Origin of the sequence: Phenylobacterium zucineum HLK1 (genome assembly GCF_000017265.1) — a bacterium.
Lineage (GTDB): Bacteria > Pseudomonadota > Alphaproteobacteria > Caulobacterales > Caulobacteraceae > Phenylobacterium > Phenylobacterium zucineum.
This window is the reverse complement of the sequence record NC_011144.1, coordinates 1144135-1160182: the sequence shown is the minus strand read 5'-3', so window position 1 is coordinate 1160182 and position 16048 is coordinate 1144135. Positions and strand designations below refer to the sequence as shown.

Here is a 16048-nt window from a genome sequence, read left to right as displayed (position 1 = left end):
AGGAGGTTGCATGATGCGGGACTAACCCCCTACCGGCAGGCCGCGATCGCGCGTTCCAGCTCCGCCAGGCGCTTCTGGCGCAGCAGGCGGCCGGCGGCGAGCAGCTGGTAGCGGTCGGCGGCGCCCGCGGCGTTGCGCAGGGCCGCGTCGGTGTCGGGATAGCGCGGCGGGGGACCCAGCGAGCGGGGCACGCAGCTCCGCTCCGGCCGCGGGCGCGCCTGGGCCGGCGGCGGCTCGACCTGCACCACCGGCGGCGGGCTGACGGCGATCACCGGCGGGGGCGCCGCCGGCTTCACCCGCCCGGCGCCCAGCGTCTCGCATCCGGCGAGCCCCAGGCCGGCGCCTGCGGCCAGCAGGATCTTCAGGCCCCGGCGCAACGTCATTTCAGGGTGGAGAGGACCGCCTGGTCGGCGCTTTCCATGCGGGCGCAGACGTCGATGCCCTCGGGCTGCTGCGACAGCAGCCGGCGGGCGGCGTCCTTCGGATCTCCTTCGGGAGTCCCACCGGAACTCTCGTAGGCCGCCTCGGTCAGCCGGTTCGCCCCGGCCGCGGCGTGACAGGCCGCGAGCTGCGCCTTCCACAGCGACTGCGAGCGGTCGGCCTGCTGGGTCAGCTCGGCGATCCGGCGCTCCAGCACCGCCCGGTCGGCGGTCCAGTCCGCCCAGGCCAGGCCCAGGGTCGCGGCCAGCACCATGGCGAGCGCCGTCGCCACGGGTCCCGCCATCCGGCTCGTGAGGGCATGCCTGAGGGAGTGGATCATCGCGCCTGGCCTCGTAGCTCCGATTCAGCGAGCGCCGCCGTCCAAAGTCAACGACCCGCCTGTGTCCTTTTCTGGACCATGGCCGGTTTGCGGCCGAGGCGCCTGCGACAGCGCCTCGCGCACCACCCGGGCGAGGTCGTCGATCTCGAAGGGCTTGCGCAGGATCACCGCCCCGCGTCCTACCGCCTGGCGCACCGCGTCGGTCTCGGCGTAGCCGCTGGCGAAGACGATCGGCAGGCCGCCGCGCCGGGCCCGGGCGGCCGTGGCCACCTCGGCGCCGTTCATCCCCGGCATGGCGAAGTCCAGCAGCAGCAGGTCGGGCTGGACGCGGTCCAGCTCGGCCAGGGCGGTCGGGCCGTCGCCGGCCGCCTCCACCTCGTAGCCCAGCAGGTCCAGGCTGTCGCAGACCAGCCGCCGCACCTCGTCGTCGTCGTCCACCACCATCACCCGCGCGTTCGGCGGCGCGGCGTGGCCGGCCTCGGCGCGCGCCGCCTCGGGGCGCTCCGCTGGCGCGGCGTCCGAGCGGCGCAGAAGCAGCGAGACGGTGGTCCCCTCGCCCGGCGCGGTCTGGATGACCGCCTCGCCGCCCGCCTGCCGCGCGACGCCGTACACCTGGCTCAGGCCCAGGCCCGTGCCCTTGCCGACGCCCTTGGTGGTGAAGAACGGGTCGAACGCCCGCTCGGCCACCTCGGCCGGCATGCCCTTGCCGGTGTCCGAGACGCAGAGCTCCAGGTAGGTGTCCGGCGGCAGGGTCGGGTGGCCAGCCGGGATGGGCCTCGGGCGGGTGACGATGGTCAGCGTGCCGCCGTCGGGCATGGCGTCGCGGGCGTTGATCGCCAGGTTCAGCACCGCCAGCTCCAGCTGCGTGCGGTCCGAGACCACCGCGATCTTGTCGTCGTCGAAGCGGAAGTCGAGGGTCACGTTCGGCCCCAGGGTGCGGACCAGCAGCTGGCGCATGTCGCGGATCAGGTCGGCCACGACGAACGGCTTCAGCTCCAGCTTCTGCGCCCGCGAGAACGCCAGCAGCTGCTTGGCGAGGCTCGCCCCGCGCTCGGTGGCGTGCAGGCCGTGGGCGGCGTAGGCCTTCACCTTGGCGGGATCGTCCGCCCGCCGGGAGATCAGCTCGAAGGCGCCCTGCACCACCTGCAGCAGGTTGTTGAAATCGTGGGCGATGCCGCCGGTGAGCTGGCCCAGCGCCTCCATCTTCTGGCTCTGGCGCAGGGCCTCCTCGGCCTTCTCCCGCTCGGCCATCTCGACGGTCAGCCGCTCGTTCGCCGTGGCCAGTTCGTCGGCCCGCCGCTGCAGCTGCAGCCCCGCGCGGGTCAGCACCGCCAGCAGGGCGTAGGCCACCAGGGTCAGCACCGCCAGCCCGCCGTGCCGCATCAGCACCCCGGCCAGCGGCTGCGGCCGGGTCGAGAGGTAGACGGCCCCCAGCCGGACCCCGGACTCGGTCACCTCCCGGGTCACCAGCACCGCCCCGCCCAGGCGGCGCGCGCCGGGCGGCGGGGCGGTCTGCGGCGGCGCCGCGCTCCCCTCCTTGGCGTAGGCCACCAGCGGCCGCCCGCGCGCGTCGTAGGCCGCCGCCGAGACCACGGCGGGGTTCAGCCGCAGGGCGCCGAGCTGCTCGCTCAGGGTCTCCCGGTCCTGGAACGCCAGCGCGCCGCTGACGCTGCCGGCCAGCAGCTGGGCCTGGGCCACCGCGTCGGCCGCGGTGCTGCGCCGGTAGTTGAGCTCGTTGAAGCCGCCCAGCAGCAGCGCGAAGGCGGTCAGCGCGAGCGCCGCCATCCAGGCGAGTCCCACCTGCCGACGGTCCGTAAGGTCAGGCCAGGCCAGCTTCATCGCTTCACCGTGAGCGCCACCGACAGCAGTTTCGAGGACAGGCCAAGGCCGCTGCGCTGGGCTTCCGCCAGGTCAACGTAGAACCGCACCCGCTCCTCGAACACCACGAAATGGATCATCCCGCGCGCGCCGCCGCGGGCCGCGTCGGTCACCGTCAGCACCGGCTGGCCGCGCACCGCCGCCAGCGCCTGGGCCGCCGACTGCCGGTCCGAGCCCGAGGCGTACATCACATGGCAGCCCGAGCCGCGGTCCACCTCGGCCATCCGCACCACCGCCAGCGGCCGGCCCGAGACGGTCTGGCTGCGCGAGGCCCGCTCCAGGGCGCCGGCGAACGGGTCGCGGCCGACCACGCAGATGCGCAACGCCGGCGCGGTCTCCAGCACGCCCGGGGGCCAGGAGGCGAACGCGGCGAACTTGGCGAGGAACGCGGCCTTCACCTGCGTCTCCAGCGGCTGCGCGCCGGCCGCCGCGGGCGCGAGGGCCGCCGCCGCGAGCGCGGCCGCCGCCAGCCGGGTCCGGGCGGGTGCTCCCATCAGCGCATCCAGCGCAGGCCGACGTGGACGCTGCGCGGGATTTCGTTGCGCCGCGCCTCGCTGGCCTCGGCGTGGCGGGCGTGCAGCAGGTTCAGGCCGGTGAGCGACAGCTCCAGGTCCTCGCGCACCTTGAAGGCGAGCCGCGCCTGGGCCTCCACATAGCCATCCGCGCCCACGTAGTCGGCCGGCGCCAGGCGCGGGATGGCGTCGAAGGCGCGAACCCCGACGTCCAGGCTCAGCCGGTCGGTCAGGTCGATGTGCGAGTTGGCCTTGAGCCACCAGGCGGGATCGGCGCCGGCGGCCTCGAAGCCCGACAGGTCGATGACCCCGTCCTTGATCCGGAACTGCTTCTCCAGCCGCACGCCGCCGACGCTCAGCCGCCAGCGGTCGGTGACCTGCACGTCGGCCCAGGCCTCCACGCCCCAGGTCTCGCCCTCGATGCCGTTGCCGACGACGATCGGCAGGGTCCCCGGCGGGGTCAGCTCGTTCGTCCGGATGTCGTCGTAGTCGTGATAGAACAGCGTGATCGAGGCGGTCGCCCGCGGCGTCAGCCGCCCGCGCCAGCCGCCCTCGTAGGCGATCAGCTTCTCCGAGCCCATCACGCCCGGCCGCACCAGGCCCTCGATGGTGAAGTCCCGCTCGATGCGCGAGGGATTGCGCACCGCCCGCGACACCGAGGCCCACAGGAACTGCCGCTCGCTCACCCGCCAGCCGAGCCGCGCGCTCGGCATCCATTCGGCCTTGGTGTAGCTGTTCGTCTCCAGCTTCACCCCCACCGCCAGCAGCAGCTCGGGGGTCAGGGCGATTTCGTCCTCGACGAACAGGTTGCCGATCTCGGTCGTGCGCCGCGGCGTCGCCAGCAGCTGCGGCTCGAGGAGCGTGCGGAACTCGTCCTTGGTCACCCGGTAGCCGCCGCCGGCCACCAGCTGGTGGCGCGTCCCGATCGGCCGCGAGACCTGCAGCGCCGCGTCCCAGACCCGCTGCTCGTCATGGGCCTGGCGCGCCTCGCGCTCCATGACGTCGTAGTAGCCCTGCAGCTCCAGCTGTGTCCCTCCGGCCGTCCGCCGGGTCCAGCGGGCCACCAGGTTGCCGCCCCGCGCATAGCCCGAGGCGAATCCCAGGCTCTCGGGGATGTCGGCGTCCTGCACGTCGCCCTGCAGGGTGAAGGTGTCGCGGTCGCCCGCCACGTCGACCCGGAAGCCGGCCTGCCAGCCGTCCCAGCCGTCGTTGGCGTCGGCGCCGTCCGCCGTCTCCAGGTCGCCGCGCCGGAAGGCGGTGACGTAGACCCGGCCCGCGGCGATGTCGCCCAGCGGGCGACCCGCGCGCAGCCGCACGTCGCTGTCCAGCGTCCCGAGGTTGGCCGCCGCCAGCAGGCCGTCGGTGTCGAAGGCGCTCTTGCTGACCACGTTGATGACGCCGTTCACCGCGTTCGCGCCCCACAGCGTCCCGCCCGGCCCGCTGATCACCTCGATGCGCTCGATATCCTCCATGACGAGGTGGTGCTGGTCCCAGTCCACGCCCGAGAACAGCGGGGTGTAGACGCTGCGCCCGTCGACCAGCACCAGCTGCTTGTTCGAGCTCTCGAAGCCGGCGAAGCCGCGGCTGCTGATCGAATAGTCCAGGGCGTCGATCCGCAGCACCTCGACGTTGGGCGCGAGCCGCAGGGCCTCGGGCAGGCTCATCGCCCCCGAGCGCAGCAGGGCCTCGTTGGTGATCAGGTAGATGGAGGCCGCCGCGTGGCCGAGCGGCTCGGGCCGCTTGGAGACCGAGGTCACGTTGACCTGCGACAGCTCCTCGATGGAGAGCTCGCCCAGCGCCTGGGCGGGTCCCGGCGGCGCGGCCGCCTCCTCCGCCTGCGCCGTCCCGGCGGTCAACCCCGCCCCGGCCAGCGCCCCGGCCAGCGCCGCGACCGCCGTCGCGGCCGCCAGCCGCGTCCGGACTCCCTCGCCTCTCCGCCGCATGACCCCCCCTTGCTCGGGCGGCGCCCCCGCGCCGCCGGTCGTGTTCAAACGCACGAGGGCGAAAAAAGCTTCACCGTCACCGGAACGCCGAAGCTCCCGCGCGCATTCCCCGGTCATGGGAAAATGGATCGGCATCCTCATCGCCGCGATCGTGGCGCTCGCGGTCGTGGGATTCCTCGTGGACGCGGCCCGCGCCATAGCAGGCTTCCTGCTGGTCGTCTGCCTGATCGTCCTGGCCGTGCAGGTGTTCTGGAAACGCTCGCGCGGCTGACGCCCCTTAAGCCGGCGCCTTGCTGTCGGCGGCCTTGCCTGCGGGCTTGAGCGCCTGGCCTTCCTCGAGCGCGTCCACCACCATCGCCAGCCGTTCGGGCACCGCGTCCTCGGCCACCTTGCCATAGAGCCCGCGCAGGTCGCCCTCCAGCTCGGCCAGCCGCTGCTGGCGGCGCGCGGCGCGGGCCTTCGACCACATCACCACCGCCAGCCCCGCCAGGAACGGCCCGCTCACGGCCGCGGCGATGGCGGCGATCTGGGCTGCGGGGGCGAGGCTGTTCATGCGTGAGGCCTTCTTCGAACCGACGAGCGAAGCGCGCCGCCGCCAGCTTGACAACTGCAAATGATGTTCCCGCGTCGGTTTTGTTCCGCCCGGCCTCAACCGGCCGCCCGTCCCGAGGACTCCTCGCCGTCCGCCGCCGCCGGTTCCGCCAGCGTCCAGCGCAGGATCGCCCGCAGGAGCGCCGGCGGCTCGATCGGCTTGCTGACCAGGTCCTGGAACACGCCCATCGCCTCGCGCCGGTCGGGCGCCACGTCGGCCGAGAACGCCAGAATCGGGGCGTCGCGGTTCGGCCCGTGGCCTTCCCGGATCGCGTTCGCCGCCGCCCAGCCGTCCACCCCCGGCATCCGCAGGTCCATCAGGATCACGTCGAAGGGCGCCAGGCGCGCCGCCTCCACCGCCTCGGCCCCGCTCTGGGCCTCGGTCAGGTCCACCCCCAGCGGCGTCAGGATCGAGCGGACGATCTCCAGGTTCTGCGGATTGTCGTCGGCGGCCAGCACCCGCACCCCGGCCATCACCTGCACGTCCGGCGCCTCGTCGGCCTCGGCCGGCGCCGCCGCGGCCGGCTCGGCCGGGGCCTCGAACCAGAACGTCGAGCCGCGGCCCGGCGCGCTCTCCACCCCGATCCGCCCGCCCATGGCCTCGACCAGGCCCTTGCTGATCGCCAGCCCCAGGCCCGTCCCGCCGTGCGCCCGGGTCGTCGAGCCGTCCACCTGGCTGAAGCGCTGGAACAGCTTCTCCATCGCCGCGGCCCCGATCCCGGGCCCGGTGTCGGCCACCTTGCAGGTCAGCCGCCGCTCGGCCGGATCGTAGGCGCACGACAGCCGCACCGAGCCCGACTGGGTGAACTTCACCGCATTGCCGACCAGGTTCATCAGCACCTGCCGCAGCCGGTCGGCGTCGATCATCGCCACGGCCGGCGCCGCCGGCTCCAGCACCAGCTCCAGCCCCTTGGCCTGCGCCTGCGGCCCGAACAGGTCCAGCACGTCGCGCGCGCACTCGGCCGGGTCGGTGGGCCGCGGCTTCATCTCCAGCCGCCCGGCCTCCAGCTTCGAGAAGTCCAGCACGTCGTTGACGATGGCCAGCAGCGTGCGGCTGGCGGTCGTCACCTTGGCGGCGTAGCCCCCCGCCGGCTCGGGCAGCTTCAGCTCGTCCAGGAACGAGGCGAACCCCAGGATCGAGGTCAGCGGCGTGCGGATCTCGTGGCTCATGTTGGCCAGGAAGTCCGACTTCACCGTCGCCGCCCGCTCGGCCTCGGCCACCGCCGCCGCCAGCCGCGCCTCCAGCTCGACCCGCTCGGTCACGTTGCGCGAGACGTCCACGAACTCGACGGGACGCCCCCGCTCGTCGCGCACCAGCGAGGGGTTGCCCTCGATCCACACCCAGCCGCCGGTCTTGCAGGCGACCCGGTAGCGGATCGGCGTTCCCGGCGCGCGGCGGCCGCGCAGCATGTCCATGTGCGCGTGCAGGAAGGCGGCCTGGTCCTCGGGATGGACGCCCTCCAGCATCTGCTGCCCCACCAGGTCCTCGGGCGAGAAGCCCGAGAGCTTGACCACGCTGGGCGACAGGTAGGTGATCTGCCCCGTCACCGTGGAGCGGCTCATCACGTCGGTGACCCGCTCGGCCAGCAGCCGGTACTGCGACTTGGCCTCCTCGGCGTCGGCGGCGCGCGCCTCGGCCTCCTGGCGGGCCGCCTCCAGCTCCTCGCGCATCAGCCGCCGGTTGCGCAGCAGGGCCGCCACCTGGAAGGCCAGCAGCGCGTCCACCAGCAGGAACAGCTGCAGCACCATCAGCCGCGCGGTCCAGCCGCCGCTCGTCATGGCCAGCGGGCCGTGGTCCTTCAGCGTGAAGCCCACCGCGATCGAACAGGTCAGCATCACAGCCACCGCCGCGCCGAACATCTCCAGCGTCAGGCAGGCGACCAGGATCGCGGGCGGGATCAGGAAGGTCAGCGGCCAGCTGTCCTGGCCGAACACGGCCACCGCCAGGCCCGCCAGTCCGGTCAGCGAGGCCGCCCCGGCGCGCGACATCGGCCGTTCCGCCAGCCAGCCCCGCCACTCCACCAGCACCAGCAGGCATGGCGTCAGCAGCGTCAGCCCCAGGGCGTTCGACACCGACCAGAGCATCAGGTGGTCGAGGAACCGTCCCTCGCCCATCAGCCCGAGGTAGCTTGAGGCCAGCGTCGCCGAGATCACCGCCGACAGGCAGGCCGAAAGGGCCATGGCGGCCAGGTGCCAGGCGCGGGTCACGTCCATCTGGCCGCCGATCAGCTTGCCCGCCACCGTCGCGCACAGCACGACCTCCAGGCTGCTGCACAGCGACAGCGCCACGCTGGGCTCCAGCCGCCCGCCCGCCGCGATCTCTCCCGCGAGGCTGCCGGCCAGGCCCGCGGCCACCCAGATCCACCAGTTCCGGACCGGGGCCCGCAGCAGGCAGGCCAGCACCGGGGCGTTAGCCAGCCAGATCGGGGCCACCTTGCCGGCTTCCTTGGGCGCGACCATGCCGACGTACGACAGGCCCGCCACCACCGCGACCAGCAGGGCGATGCGCCACAACAGGGCCGCGCCGGCGGGCGCGAGCGGGGGGAACGCGGTCACCATCCCTCAACTGGACCGCGCAACGCCCCTCTATTCCGTTAACGCGGGGGCAGCGGGGGCGGCTTTAGCTCCGCGCCCGCGCCGGCCAGCCGCCCCCGGACTGCTCGGCGGCGCTCAGCGCCACCCCGTCCAGGTAGATCTGCTGCGGCGCCGCCGGCCCGCCCCGTTCGGCCGGCGCCGGCCGCAGCGCCGCCCCGGCGCTCGACCCCAGCGCCGCGGCCAGGGCCGCGCCGATCAGCAGCCGCAGCGCGGCGCTCCTTTGAGGATCGGGTTCACGCATCGGGCGCCCAAACGAGCGACCGGCCCCTGCCGTTCCCGCTCCACATTTCATCGGTCGGCCCGGAACAATGCCCTTCGACCCCCGGTTGTGGCGCCGCGACGGGACTTCGAGGGACGTGACCAGCTTCCCCCCGTCGCCGGGCCCCGGCGAAGCTCCGAGCGCCGGGGCCCACCCCCCTTCCTCTCCCCCCCACCCCTCCTCCCCCCTCGGGGGAGGGGGACCGCGAAGCGGTGGAGGGGGCCGGCCCCACGCTCCGAGCCCCCGGCAAGCCCCCACCACCATGCTGCGCATGGTCCCCCTCCCCCGTCGGGGGAGGAGGGTGATAGCCTGCCCCTCCATGTACGCACCGAAGGCGACCGTGGGCCGGGCGCGCGCCCTGCGGCGGCGGATGACCCCGCCCGAGGTCCGGCTGTGGCGCGTCCTGCGCGGCAAGGCCCTCGACGGCCTCCGCTTCCGCCGCCAACACCCGATCGGTTCCTACGTGCTCGACTTCTACTGCGAGGCCGCCGCCCTCTGCGTCGAGGTCGACGGCCAGCGCCACTGGCTCGGCCGCGCCCAGGAACGCGACGCCGAGCGCGACGCCTGGCTCGCCGCCCGCGGGATCCGCACCCTGCGCCTCTCGGCCAGCCTCGTCCTGGAGGACATGGACGCCGCCCTGCGCGCCATCGCCGCCGAAGCCCGTCGACGCCCGCCCCCCTCCTCCCCCATCGGGGGAGGGGGACCGCGATAGCGGTGGAGGGGGCCGGCCCCATCCGCCGAGCTAGGTGGCGAGCCCCCACCACCATGCTGCGCATGCTCCCCCACCCCGATGGGGGAGGAGGTGCGTGATGCGTCACGCACCGCGTCCAATCGTCGACTGTCAGGGGGAAATCGGCCGGCTCCGCTCGGGTCCAGGGGAATGCGAGGGGAGTGTGCGGAGCCGGCCTTTCCGACCGTCACGCGGGGGGGGGCTTCGTGCGGTCGGATCGGAAAACGCCGTTCCGGATTCGGCGTTCCCGCCGCCGTCGCATTTTTTCTCACGCCCCGCCCCAGCGTCCATTCGCCCCACGACGAACCCCCTCGCCGGGCCCGCCTCCCGCGTGCGAGGCTCAGGGCGGAACGCGGGTTCCGCGGACGCGTTACGGTGCAGCTGGTTCGAGGGGGGAACGGCCATTTCGCAGACCATCGCGCCTCAGCCCGGCCCGACGGCCGCCGGCGATCTGGAGCGCCGGGTCGCCGACATCCTCGACGGCCTGGGCGAAGGATTCATCACCTTCGACCTCGCCTGGCGGATCACCTACTGCAACCGCGCCGCCGCGACCCACCTGGGCCTCGATCCCGAGACCGCGCTCGGCCAGGTCATCTGGGACCTCGTCGACAACCCGCCCGAGGGCGCCCTGCGGCGCTTCCTCGCCCGGGCGATGGCCGAGCGGATCACCGCCGAGGAGGAGGTCCCCTCCGACCTGCATCCCGGCCGCTGGCTGCAGTTCCGCGTCTTCCCGCTGCACGACGGGCTCTGCCTGAACTTCCGCGACGTGACCGAGCGGCGGGCGCAGGCCCAGCGCGAACGCGCCCAGGCCGAGCGCCTGGCCCAGCTCGAGAGCCGCCGCGCCTTCATGCTCGAGGTCGCCGACACCCTGCGCGCCCTCTCCGATCCCGAGCAGATCCTCGCCGCCGCCGCGCGCCTGCTGGGCGAGCGGCTCGGCGCGGCCCGCACCGGCTACGCCCAGATCAGCGAGGACGGCGCGCGGATGGTCATCCTCGGCGACTGGAGCCGCGGCGACGTCGAGCGCCTCACCGGCGTCACCCTCTCCCTCGACATCTTCGGCTCCGAGGCGCTCGCGACGCTCAAGGCCGACCGCCCGCTGTTGATCCGGGACGTGACCACCGATCCGCGCACCGCCGCCTTCGCCGAAGGCTACCGCGGCGTGCAGGTGGGCGCCCTGCTCGACGTGCCGCTGGTGCGCGAGGGCCGGCTCGAGGCCTTCGTCTTCTCCAGCTGCCCCGAGCCCCACGCCTGGACGCCCGAGGACGTGGCCCTGGCCGAGGACGTCGCCGCCCGCACCTGGTCGGCCCTGGGCCGCGCCCGCTCCGAGATCGCCCTGCGCGAGAGCGAGGCCCGCTTCCGCGCCATGGCCGACAGCGCCCCGGCCCCCGTCTGGGTGACCAGCGCCGCCGGCGGCATCGAGTTCGTCAACCGCGCCTTCAGCGAGCTGGCGGGCAAGTCCCCGGAAGAGCTGATGGGGAACGCCTGGCTCGCCCTGATGCATCCCGAGGACCTCCAGCGGGTCGGCCCGGTGCGCGAGGCCGCGCTCGCCGAGCTGACGCCCTTCAACTGGACCGCCCGCTTCCGCGGCGCCGATGGCCAGTACCGCTGGATGCGGGCGTCCTCCCAGCCCCGGTTCGACTCCTCGGGCGCCTTCCAGGGCTATGTCGGCATCGCCATGGACGTCACCGACGCCCGCCGCGCCCAGGAGCGCCAGCAGCTGCTCATCAACGAGCTGAACCACCGGGTGAAGAACACCCTGGCCACCGTCCAGTCGCTGGCCCACCAGACCCTGCGCGAGGGGATGGTCACCCGCGAGGCCCGCGACCGGTTCACCGACCGGCTCCTGGCGCTCTCGGCCGCCCACAACGTCCTGACCCGCGAGAACTGGGAGAGCGCCGAGCTGTCCGAGATCGCCCGCGAGGCGGTGCGGCCCTACAACGACCCGCAGGCGCCGCGCGTCCTTCTGGAGGGCCCCACCGCCCGGGTCGCGCCGAACGTGGCGCTCGCCGTCTCCATGGCGCTGCACGAGCTCGCCACCAACGCGGTGAAGTACGGCGCCCTCTCCGTCCCCGGCGGCCGCGTCGCCGTGGCCTGGCGCTTCGCCCCGGCCGGAGACGCCGTCGAGCTGGAATGGCGCGAGACCGGCGGCCCGCCCGTCACCCCGCCGGAAGGCCGGGGCTCCGGCTTCGGCTCGCGCCTGCTGATCCAGGGCCTCGCCGCCGAACTCGGCGCCCCCGCCGAACTCGACTACCGCCCCGAAGGCGTCGTCTGCCGCCTCCGCGCCCCCCTCGCCCGCTGACGCCCGCCCCCTCCTCCCCCGAGGGGGGAGGAGGGGGACAGCCTGCCCGTCCATCTACGCTCCCAAGGCGACCCTCAGCCGGGCGCCGAAGCCGCGCCCTCCTCCCCCATCGGGGGAGGGGGACCGCGATAGCGGTGGAGGGGGCCGGCCCCACGCTCCGAGCACCCGGCAAGCCCCCACCACCATGCTGCGCATGGTCCCCCTCCCCCGAGGGGGGAGGAGGGCGACAGCCTGCCCGCCCATCTACGCTCCCAAGGCGACCCTCAGCCGGGCGCCGAAGCCGCACCTTCCTCCCCCATCGGGGGAGGGGGACCGCGATAGCGGTGGAGGGGGCCGGCCCCACGCTCCGAGCACCCGGCAAGCCCCCACCACCATGCTGCGCATGGTCCCCCTCCCCCGAGGGGGGAGGAGGGGGACAGCCTGCCCGTCCATCTACGCTCCCAAGGCGACCCTCAGGCGGGCGCCGAAGCCGCACCCTCCTCCCCCATCGGGGGAGGGGGACCGCGATAGCGGTGGAGGGGGCCGGCCCCACGCTCCGAGCCGCCGGCAAGCCCCCCCTTACACCGCCACGAAGCTCTCGAACCCGCCCCAGATCATCCGCTTGCCGTCGAAGGGCATGGTCGCCGGGTCGCTCTTCAGGCGCGGGTCGGCCATCACCTTGGCCATGGTGGCGTCGCGCGCCGCCCGGTCCGGATAGGTGGCCCACGAGAACACCACCACCTCGTCGTCCTTGGCCTGCACGGCGCGCGGGAACGAGGTCAGTTCGCCGTAGGGCACGTCGTCGGCCAGGCACTCCACGTACGACAGCGCGCCGTGCTCCATCCACACCTGCGCGCCCAGCCTCGCCATCTCCTTGTAGGCCTCGAGATTGGCCTTCGGCACCGCCAGCACGAAACCGTCCACGTAGGGCATGCGAGCCTCCTTCGTCTGCTGCTCTCACCCTAGGACGAAGATCGCACGCCCGTCCCGACAACGGCCCGTCCGACGGCCGTTGACAGCCGCCCATTATTCTATATTTCTCGAATTATTGAACCTTGGAGCCGCACATGAAGCGCCTGCACCTGCACGTCAACGTGCCCGACCTCGACAAGTCGATCGCCTTCTACGCCACCCTGTTCGGCGCCCAGCCGTCGGTCGTGAAGGACGATTACGCCAAGTGGATGCTGGACGATCCGCGCGTGAACTTCGCCATCTCCACCCGCGCCGCCTCCACCGGGGCCGCCGGCCTCGACCACGTGGGCGTCCAGGTGGACAGCGCCGCCGAGCTCGCCGAGCTGGCCGGCCGGCTCAAGGCCGCCGGCGCCGAGACCTTCGACCAGGAGGCCACGACCTGCTGCTACGCCCGCTCCGACAAGAGCTGGGTGTCCGATCCGGCGGGCCTGCGCTGGGAGACGTTCTTCACCTTCGGCGAGGCCACGACATACGGGGAGTCTCCGGAGGAGGCGCAGGCGAAGCTCGCCCCCGCCGCCGTAGCCGCGCCCGTCGCGGCGACGTCCAGCTGCTGCGGCTGACACGAAACCTTCGCTTGGCTCGTTTCGACGGTTCTGGCATTCCCGAAACATGGAATCCGACACCGCCATCCAGGCCCTGAGCGCGCTCGCCCATCCCAGCCGGCTGGAGATCTTCCGGCTGCTGGTCCGGGCGGGCGCCGAGGGCATGGCCGCGGGCGAAATCGCCCGGGCCACCGGCGCCCTGCCGAACACCCTGTCCACCAACCTCGGCATCCTCGCCGCCGCCGGGCTCGCCGCGTCCCGCCGCGAGGGCCGCTCGATCATCTACACCGCCGGCTACGACCAGATGCGCGGCCTGCTGGCCTTCCTCATGGAGGACTGCTGCGCCGGCAAGCCCGAGATCTGCGCGCCGCTCGCCGAGGCGGCCGGCCGCGCCTGCGACGCCCCATGACCGCCGCCGCCCTTCCGGCGCCCAAGCCGATGTCCCTGTTCGAGCGCTGGCTGACCCTGTGGGTCGCCCTCTGCATCGTCGCCGGGATCGCGCTCGGCCAGCTGTTCCCCGCCGCCTTCCGGGCCATCGGCGCGATGGAGGTGGCCCAGGTCAACCTGCCGGTCGCCGGCCTCATCTGGCTGATGATCGTGCCCATGCTGATGAAGGTCGATTTCGGCGCCCTGCGCCAGGTCGGCCGCCACTGGCGCGGCATCGGCGTGACCCTGTTCGTCAACTGGGCGGTGAAGCCCTTCTCCATGGCCCTGCTGGGCGCGGTGTTCATCGGCTGGCTGTTCCGCCCCTGGCTGCCGGCCGGCGAGATCCCCTCCTACATCGCCGGCCTGATCCTGCTGGCCGCCGCCCCCTGCACGGCCATGGTGTTCGTCTGGTCGAACCTGTGCCGAGGCGAGCCGAACTTCACCCTCAGCCAGGTGGCGGTGAACGACGCCATCATGGTGGTCGCCTTCGCCCCGATCGTCGGCCTGCTGCTGGGCCTGTCGGCCATCGTCGTGCCGTGGCAGACGCTGCTGCTGTCGGTGGGGCTCTACATCGTCGTCCCGGTGATCCTCGCGCAGGGCCTGCGCGCGGCCCTCCTGCGCCGCGGCGGAGAGTCCGGGGGCGAGGCGGGGCTGCAGCGGGCGCTGGCGGCGATCGGCCCGGCCTCCCTGGCCGCCCTGCTGGCGACCCTCGTCCTGCTGTTCGGCTTCCAGGGCGAGCAGATCCTGGCCCAGCCGGCGGTGATCGCGCTGCTGGCGGTGCCGATCCTGATCCAGGTCTACTTCAACGCCGGCCTCGCCTACCTGCTGAACCGCTGGACCGGCGAGGCGCACTGCGTCGCCGGGCCCTCGGCCCTGATCGGCGCCAGCAACTTCTTCGAGCTGGCGGTCGCCGCGGCCATCGGCCTGTTCGGCTTCCGCTCGGGCGCGGCGCTGGCCACCGTCGTGGGCGTGCTGATCGAGGTGCCGGTGATGCTCAGCGTCGTGGCGATCGTGAACCGCACGCGGGGCTGGTACGAGGCCGGCCCCGCCGTGCGCCGGCTGGCCGGCCGCTAGGCCCTACTGCGGCGTCGGCTGGGCGACCCCGCCCGCCGTGCCGGTCGGCGGCGTCTCGGCGACCGCCGGCGGCCCTTCCGGCGGCACCACGCCGGTCTGGCCCGCGTCGGGGGCGGTCATCAGCGGGTCGGCGTTCCGCGGCTGCGAGGTGTCGGGCATCGCCGCCCCCACCTCGGAACCTTCCGGCGCGGTGCCGGTCGGCCGTTCGCAGGCGGCTAGGCCCAGGGTCATCGCGGCGGCGGCGGCGATCGCGAGCGGGGCGGTCTTCATGCGGGGGGTCCCTTCCTCCATTGGTCCCCGCCTCAACGCGCCAGCTGCGCCAGACGCTCCGCCAGCCTGCGCACCGTGTTCCAGTTGCGCGCCGTCCCCGGCCCGCCGGGCGGCTTCGCGTTCGCCAGCTTCGAGCGCCCCGCCCCTTCCGGATAGGCGATGTAGAGGCAGCCCGGCCCCGGCGCGAACCGCTCGCCCATCGTGGCGTACCGCTCCAGCGGCGAGAGGTCCTGCGGCGCCTCGCCCTTCAGGAACACCGCCATCAGCTTCGAGGGGCTCTCCTGCGCGAAGTCGGCGAAGGGATTGGCCGCGATCGTCGCCTCCAGCTGGCCGAGGTCGCGCACGAACGCCTCGGCGGCCAGGCCCAGCTCGCGCTGGAGCGCCGCGGCCACCTTGTCCTCCACCGCCGCCGCCGGCTCGGCGCTGATCACCACCGCATTGCCGCTGGCCAGCAGGGTCTCGGGCTCCTCGAACCCCTCGGCCGCCAGCAGCGCGCGCCACTCGTCCATCTTCAGCGTCCGGCCGCCGACGTTCACCGCCCGCAGCAGCACCGCCAATGGCCTCATCCCTGCGCCGCCCGCTCCCAGTCCAGGAACTCCGGCTGCTCCAGCAGGCGCGCGGCGTAGGCCCCCGCCCGCCCGTCGTCGCCGAAGTCGGAGAGCCGCACGCCGTAGGTGCGGAAGCGCGTCGCCACCGGCGTGTAGAAGGCGTCGGCCACCGACCACTCGCCCGCCAGGAACGGCCCGCCGAAGCGGTCCAGCATCCCCGTCCACAGCTCGACGATCCGGCGGATGTTCCGGTGCGTGGCCTCCGACAGCTCCACGTCCCGGGGCTGGGCGGCCAGGTCCATCGGGCACTCCCCGCGCAGCGAGGCGAATCCCGAATGCATCTCGGCCGCCGCGGCCCTGGCCAGCGCCCGCGCCACGGGGTCCTTCGGCCACAGCGCCGGGACCTGCTCGGCCGCCCACTCGCTGATCGCCAGCGAATCCACGATCACGGTTCCGTCATCCAGCTTCAGCGCCGGCACCAGCCCGGAGGGCGAGTGCGGCCGGATCTGCTCGAACGTGCGGTCGTTCTCCTGCCGCAGCTCGATCAGCACCTCCTCGAAGGCGATCCCCGCCCGCTTCAGCACCAGCCACGGCCGCATCGACCAGGTGGACCACTTCTTCGTCCCGATCACGAGCTGCATGGGCCGCGTCCTTCCTTGCGAGACTGAAA

At 73.6% G+C, this 16048-nt stretch carries 18 protein-coding genes; 6 read left to right on the top strand and 12 right to left on the bottom strand.

What is annotated here, in order from left to right; translation table 11 throughout:
* Positions 1 to 29: 29 nt before the first annotated feature.
* The 5 genes from PHZ_RS05685 to PHZ_RS05665 are packed head-to-tail and all read right to left on the bottom strand — an operon-like array spanning position 30 to position 5093.
* The gene (locus PHZ_RS05685; RefSeq protein ID WP_148216801.1) at positions 30 to 383 is read right to left on the bottom strand and encodes a hypothetical protein; all 354 of its coding nucleotides are present in this window, start codon (positions 381 to 383) and stop codon (positions 30 to 32) included.
* The gene (locus PHZ_RS05680; RefSeq protein WP_148216800.1) at positions 380 to 760 is read right to left on the bottom strand and encodes a hypothetical protein; all 381 of its coding nucleotides are present in this window, start codon (positions 758 to 760) and stop codon (positions 380 to 382) included. The genes PHZ_RS05685 and PHZ_RS05680 overlap by 4 nt, the downstream gene beginning before the upstream one ends.
* Positions 761 to 784: 24 nt before the next feature.
* A complete protein-coding gene (locus tag PHZ_RS05675) occupies positions 785 to 2599 on the bottom strand; it encodes a response regulator (protein ID WP_012521596.1) in 1815 nt (604 codons plus the stop codon).
* A complete protein-coding gene (locus PHZ_RS23020; protein WP_012521595.1) occupies positions 2596 to 3132 on the bottom strand; it encodes a YfiR family protein in 537 nt (178 codons plus the stop codon). The genes PHZ_RS05675 and PHZ_RS23020 overlap by 4 nt, the downstream gene beginning before the upstream one ends.
* The gene (locus tag PHZ_RS05665; protein WP_012521594.1) at positions 3132 to 5093 is read right to left on the bottom strand and encodes a TonB-dependent receptor plug domain-containing protein; all 1962 of its coding nucleotides are present in this window, start codon (positions 5091 to 5093) and stop codon (positions 3132 to 3134) included. Before PHZ_RS05665 ends, PHZ_RS23020 begins: the two co-directional genes overlap by 1 nt.
* Positions 5094 to 5208: 115 nt before the next feature.
* On the opposite strand from PHZ_RS05665, the gene PHZ_RS23015 reads away from it, so the two are divergent.
* The gene (locus PHZ_RS23015; protein WP_183281129.1) at positions 5209 to 5364 is read left to right on the top strand and encodes a hypothetical protein; all 156 of its coding nucleotides are present in this window, start codon (positions 5209 to 5211) and stop codon (positions 5362 to 5364) included.
* A 6-nt stretch (positions 5365 to 5370) separates the two neighbouring features.
* Here PHZ_RS23015 and PHZ_RS05660 read toward each other — a convergent pair whose 3' ends face one another.
* From PHZ_RS05660 to PHZ_RS05650, 3 genes are all read right to left on the bottom strand, one after another.
* Positions 5371 to 5646: a hypothetical protein gene (locus PHZ_RS05660; protein WP_041373260.1), complete on the bottom strand. Its 276-nt coding sequence runs from the start codon at positions 5644 to 5646 to the stop codon at positions 5371 to 5373.
* Between the two features lie 95 nt (positions 5647 to 5741).
* Positions 5742 to 8240 carry an ATP-binding protein gene (locus PHZ_RS21520; protein ID WP_187149101.1) on the bottom strand — a complete coding sequence of 833 codons (2499 nt, stop codon included), beginning with the start codon at positions 8238 to 8240 and terminating at the stop codon, positions 5742 to 5744.
* Between the two features lie 64 nt (positions 8241 to 8304).
* Positions 8305 to 8520, bottom strand: coding sequence for a hypothetical protein (locus tag PHZ_RS05650; protein ID WP_041373258.1), 216 nt, complete (start codon positions 8518 to 8520; stop codon positions 8305 to 8307).
* Positions 8521 to 8857: 337 nt separating this feature from the next.
* Between PHZ_RS05650 and PHZ_RS05645 the strand changes: the two genes are divergently transcribed.
* Positions 8858 to 9250, top strand: coding sequence for an endonuclease domain-containing protein (locus tag PHZ_RS05645; RefSeq protein ID WP_012521592.1), 393 nt, complete (start codon positions 8858 to 8860; stop codon positions 9248 to 9250).
* A 349-nt stretch (positions 9251 to 9599) separates the two neighbouring features.
* Positions 9600 to 11567 carry a sensor histidine kinase gene (locus PHZ_RS21515; protein ID WP_049758150.1) on the top strand — a complete coding sequence of 656 codons (1968 nt, stop codon included), beginning with the start codon at positions 9600 to 9602 and terminating at the stop codon, positions 11565 to 11567.
* A gap of 558 nt (positions 11568 to 12125) precedes the next feature.
* On the opposite strand, the gene PHZ_RS05635 is transcribed toward PHZ_RS21515, so the two are convergent.
* Positions 12126 to 12479, bottom strand: coding sequence for a DUF1428 domain-containing protein (locus PHZ_RS05635; RefSeq protein ID WP_012521590.1), 354 nt, complete (start codon positions 12477 to 12479; stop codon positions 12126 to 12128).
* A gap of 134 nt (positions 12480 to 12613) precedes the next feature.
* Here PHZ_RS05635 and PHZ_RS05630 point away from each other — a divergent pair, with 134 nt between their 5' ends.
* Genes PHZ_RS05630 through arsB form a run of 3 tightly spaced genes read left to right on the top strand, consistent with a single transcriptional unit; the run spans position 12614 to position 14560 of the window.
* A complete protein-coding gene (locus PHZ_RS05630; protein ID WP_012521589.1) occupies positions 12614 to 13078 on the top strand; it encodes an ArsI/CadI family heavy metal resistance metalloenzyme in 465 nt (154 codons plus the stop codon).
* 49 nt (positions 13079 to 13127) lie between these two features.
* Positions 13128 to 13469: an ArsR/SmtB family transcription factor gene (locus PHZ_RS05625; protein WP_012521588.1), complete on the top strand. Its 342-nt coding sequence runs from the start codon at positions 13128 to 13130 to the stop codon at positions 13467 to 13469.
* Positions 13470 to 13498: 29 nt separating this feature from the next.
* Positions 13499 to 14560 carry an ACR3 family arsenite efflux transporter gene (gene arsB / locus PHZ_RS05620; protein ID WP_012521587.1) on the top strand — a complete coding sequence of 354 codons (1062 nt, stop codon included), beginning with the start codon at positions 13499 to 13501 and terminating at the stop codon, positions 14558 to 14560.
* A gap of 3 nt (positions 14561 to 14563) precedes the next feature.
* On the opposite strand, the gene PHZ_RS05615 is transcribed toward arsB, so the two are convergent.
* From PHZ_RS05615 to PHZ_RS05605, 3 genes are read right to left on the bottom strand one after another with little or no spacing between them, the layout of a single operon-like run.
* Positions 14564 to 14830 carry a hypothetical protein gene (locus PHZ_RS05615; protein ID WP_041373255.1) on the bottom strand — a complete coding sequence of 89 codons (267 nt, stop codon included), beginning with the start codon at positions 14828 to 14830 and terminating at the stop codon, positions 14564 to 14566.
* Between the two features lie 32 nt (positions 14831 to 14862).
* On the bottom strand, positions 14863 to 15396 hold the full coding sequence (locus tag PHZ_RS05610; protein ID WP_012521586.1) for a DUF1697 domain-containing protein: 534 nt from the start codon (positions 15394 to 15396) through the stop codon (positions 14863 to 14865).
* Entirely contained in the window at positions 15393 to 16019 is a 627-nt protein-coding gene (locus PHZ_RS05605; RefSeq protein WP_012521585.1) for a glutathione S-transferase, read from the bottom strand. Before PHZ_RS05605 ends, PHZ_RS05610 begins: the two co-directional genes overlap by 4 nt.
* Positions 16020 to 16048: the final 29 nt, after the last annotated feature.

Bases quoted from the DNA above. Each gene is read 5' to 3' on its own strand.
- PHZ_RS05685 (WP_148216801.1), bottom strand. From the start codon at position 383: ATGACGTTGCGCCGGGGCCTGAAGATCCTGCTGGCCGCAGGCGCCGGC.
- PHZ_RS05680 (WP_148216800.1), bottom strand. From the start codon at position 760: ATGATCCACTCCCTCAGGCATGCCCTCACGAGCCGGATGGCGGGACCC.
- PHZ_RS05675 (WP_012521596.1), bottom strand. From the start codon at position 2,599: ATGAAGCTGGCCTGGCCTGACCTTACGGACCGTCGGCAGGTGGGACTC.
- PHZ_RS23020 (WP_012521595.1), bottom strand. From the start codon at position 3,132: ATGGGAGCACCCGCCCGGACCCGGCTGGCGGCGGCCGCGCTCGCGGCG.
- PHZ_RS05665 (WP_012521594.1), bottom strand. From the start codon at position 5,093: ATGCGGCGGAGAGGCGAGGGAGTCCGGACGCGGCTGGCGGCCGCGACG.
- PHZ_RS23015 (WP_183281129.1), top strand. From the start codon at position 5,209: ATGGGAAAATGGATCGGCATCCTCATCGCCGCGATCGTGGCGCTCGCG.
- PHZ_RS05660 (WP_041373260.1), bottom strand. From the start codon at position 5,646: ATGAACAGCCTCGCCCCCGCAGCCCAGATCGCCGCCATCGCCGCGGCC.
- PHZ_RS05650 (WP_041373258.1), bottom strand. From the start codon at position 8,520: ATGCGTGAACCCGATCCTCAAAGGAGCGCCGCGCTGCGGCTGCTGATC.
- PHZ_RS05645 (WP_012521592.1), top strand. From the start codon at position 8,858: ATGTACGCACCGAAGGCGACCGTGGGCCGGGCGCGCGCCCTGCGGCGG.
- PHZ_RS05635 (WP_012521590.1), bottom strand. From the start codon at position 12,479: ATGCCCTACGTGGACGGTTTCGTGCTGGCGGTGCCGAAGGCCAATCTC.
- PHZ_RS05630 (WP_012521589.1), top strand. From the start codon at position 12,614: ATGAAGCGCCTGCACCTGCACGTCAACGTGCCCGACCTCGACAAGTCG.
- PHZ_RS05625 (WP_012521588.1), top strand. From the start codon at position 13,128: ATGGAATCCGACACCGCCATCCAGGCCCTGAGCGCGCTCGCCCATCCC.
- arsB (WP_012521587.1), top strand. From the start codon at position 13,499: ATGTCCCTGTTCGAGCGCTGGCTGACCCTGTGGGTCGCCCTCTGCATC.
- PHZ_RS05615 (WP_041373255.1), bottom strand. From the start codon at position 14,830: ATGAAGACCGCCCCGCTCGCGATCGCCGCCGCCGCCGCGATGACCCTG.
- PHZ_RS05610 (WP_012521586.1), bottom strand. From the start codon at position 15,396: ATGAGGCCATTGGCGGTGCTGCTGCGGGCGGTGAACGTCGGCGGCCGG.
- PHZ_RS05605 (WP_012521585.1), bottom strand. From the start codon at position 16,019: ATGCAGCTCGTGATCGGGACGAAGAAGTGGTCCACCTGGTCGATGCGG.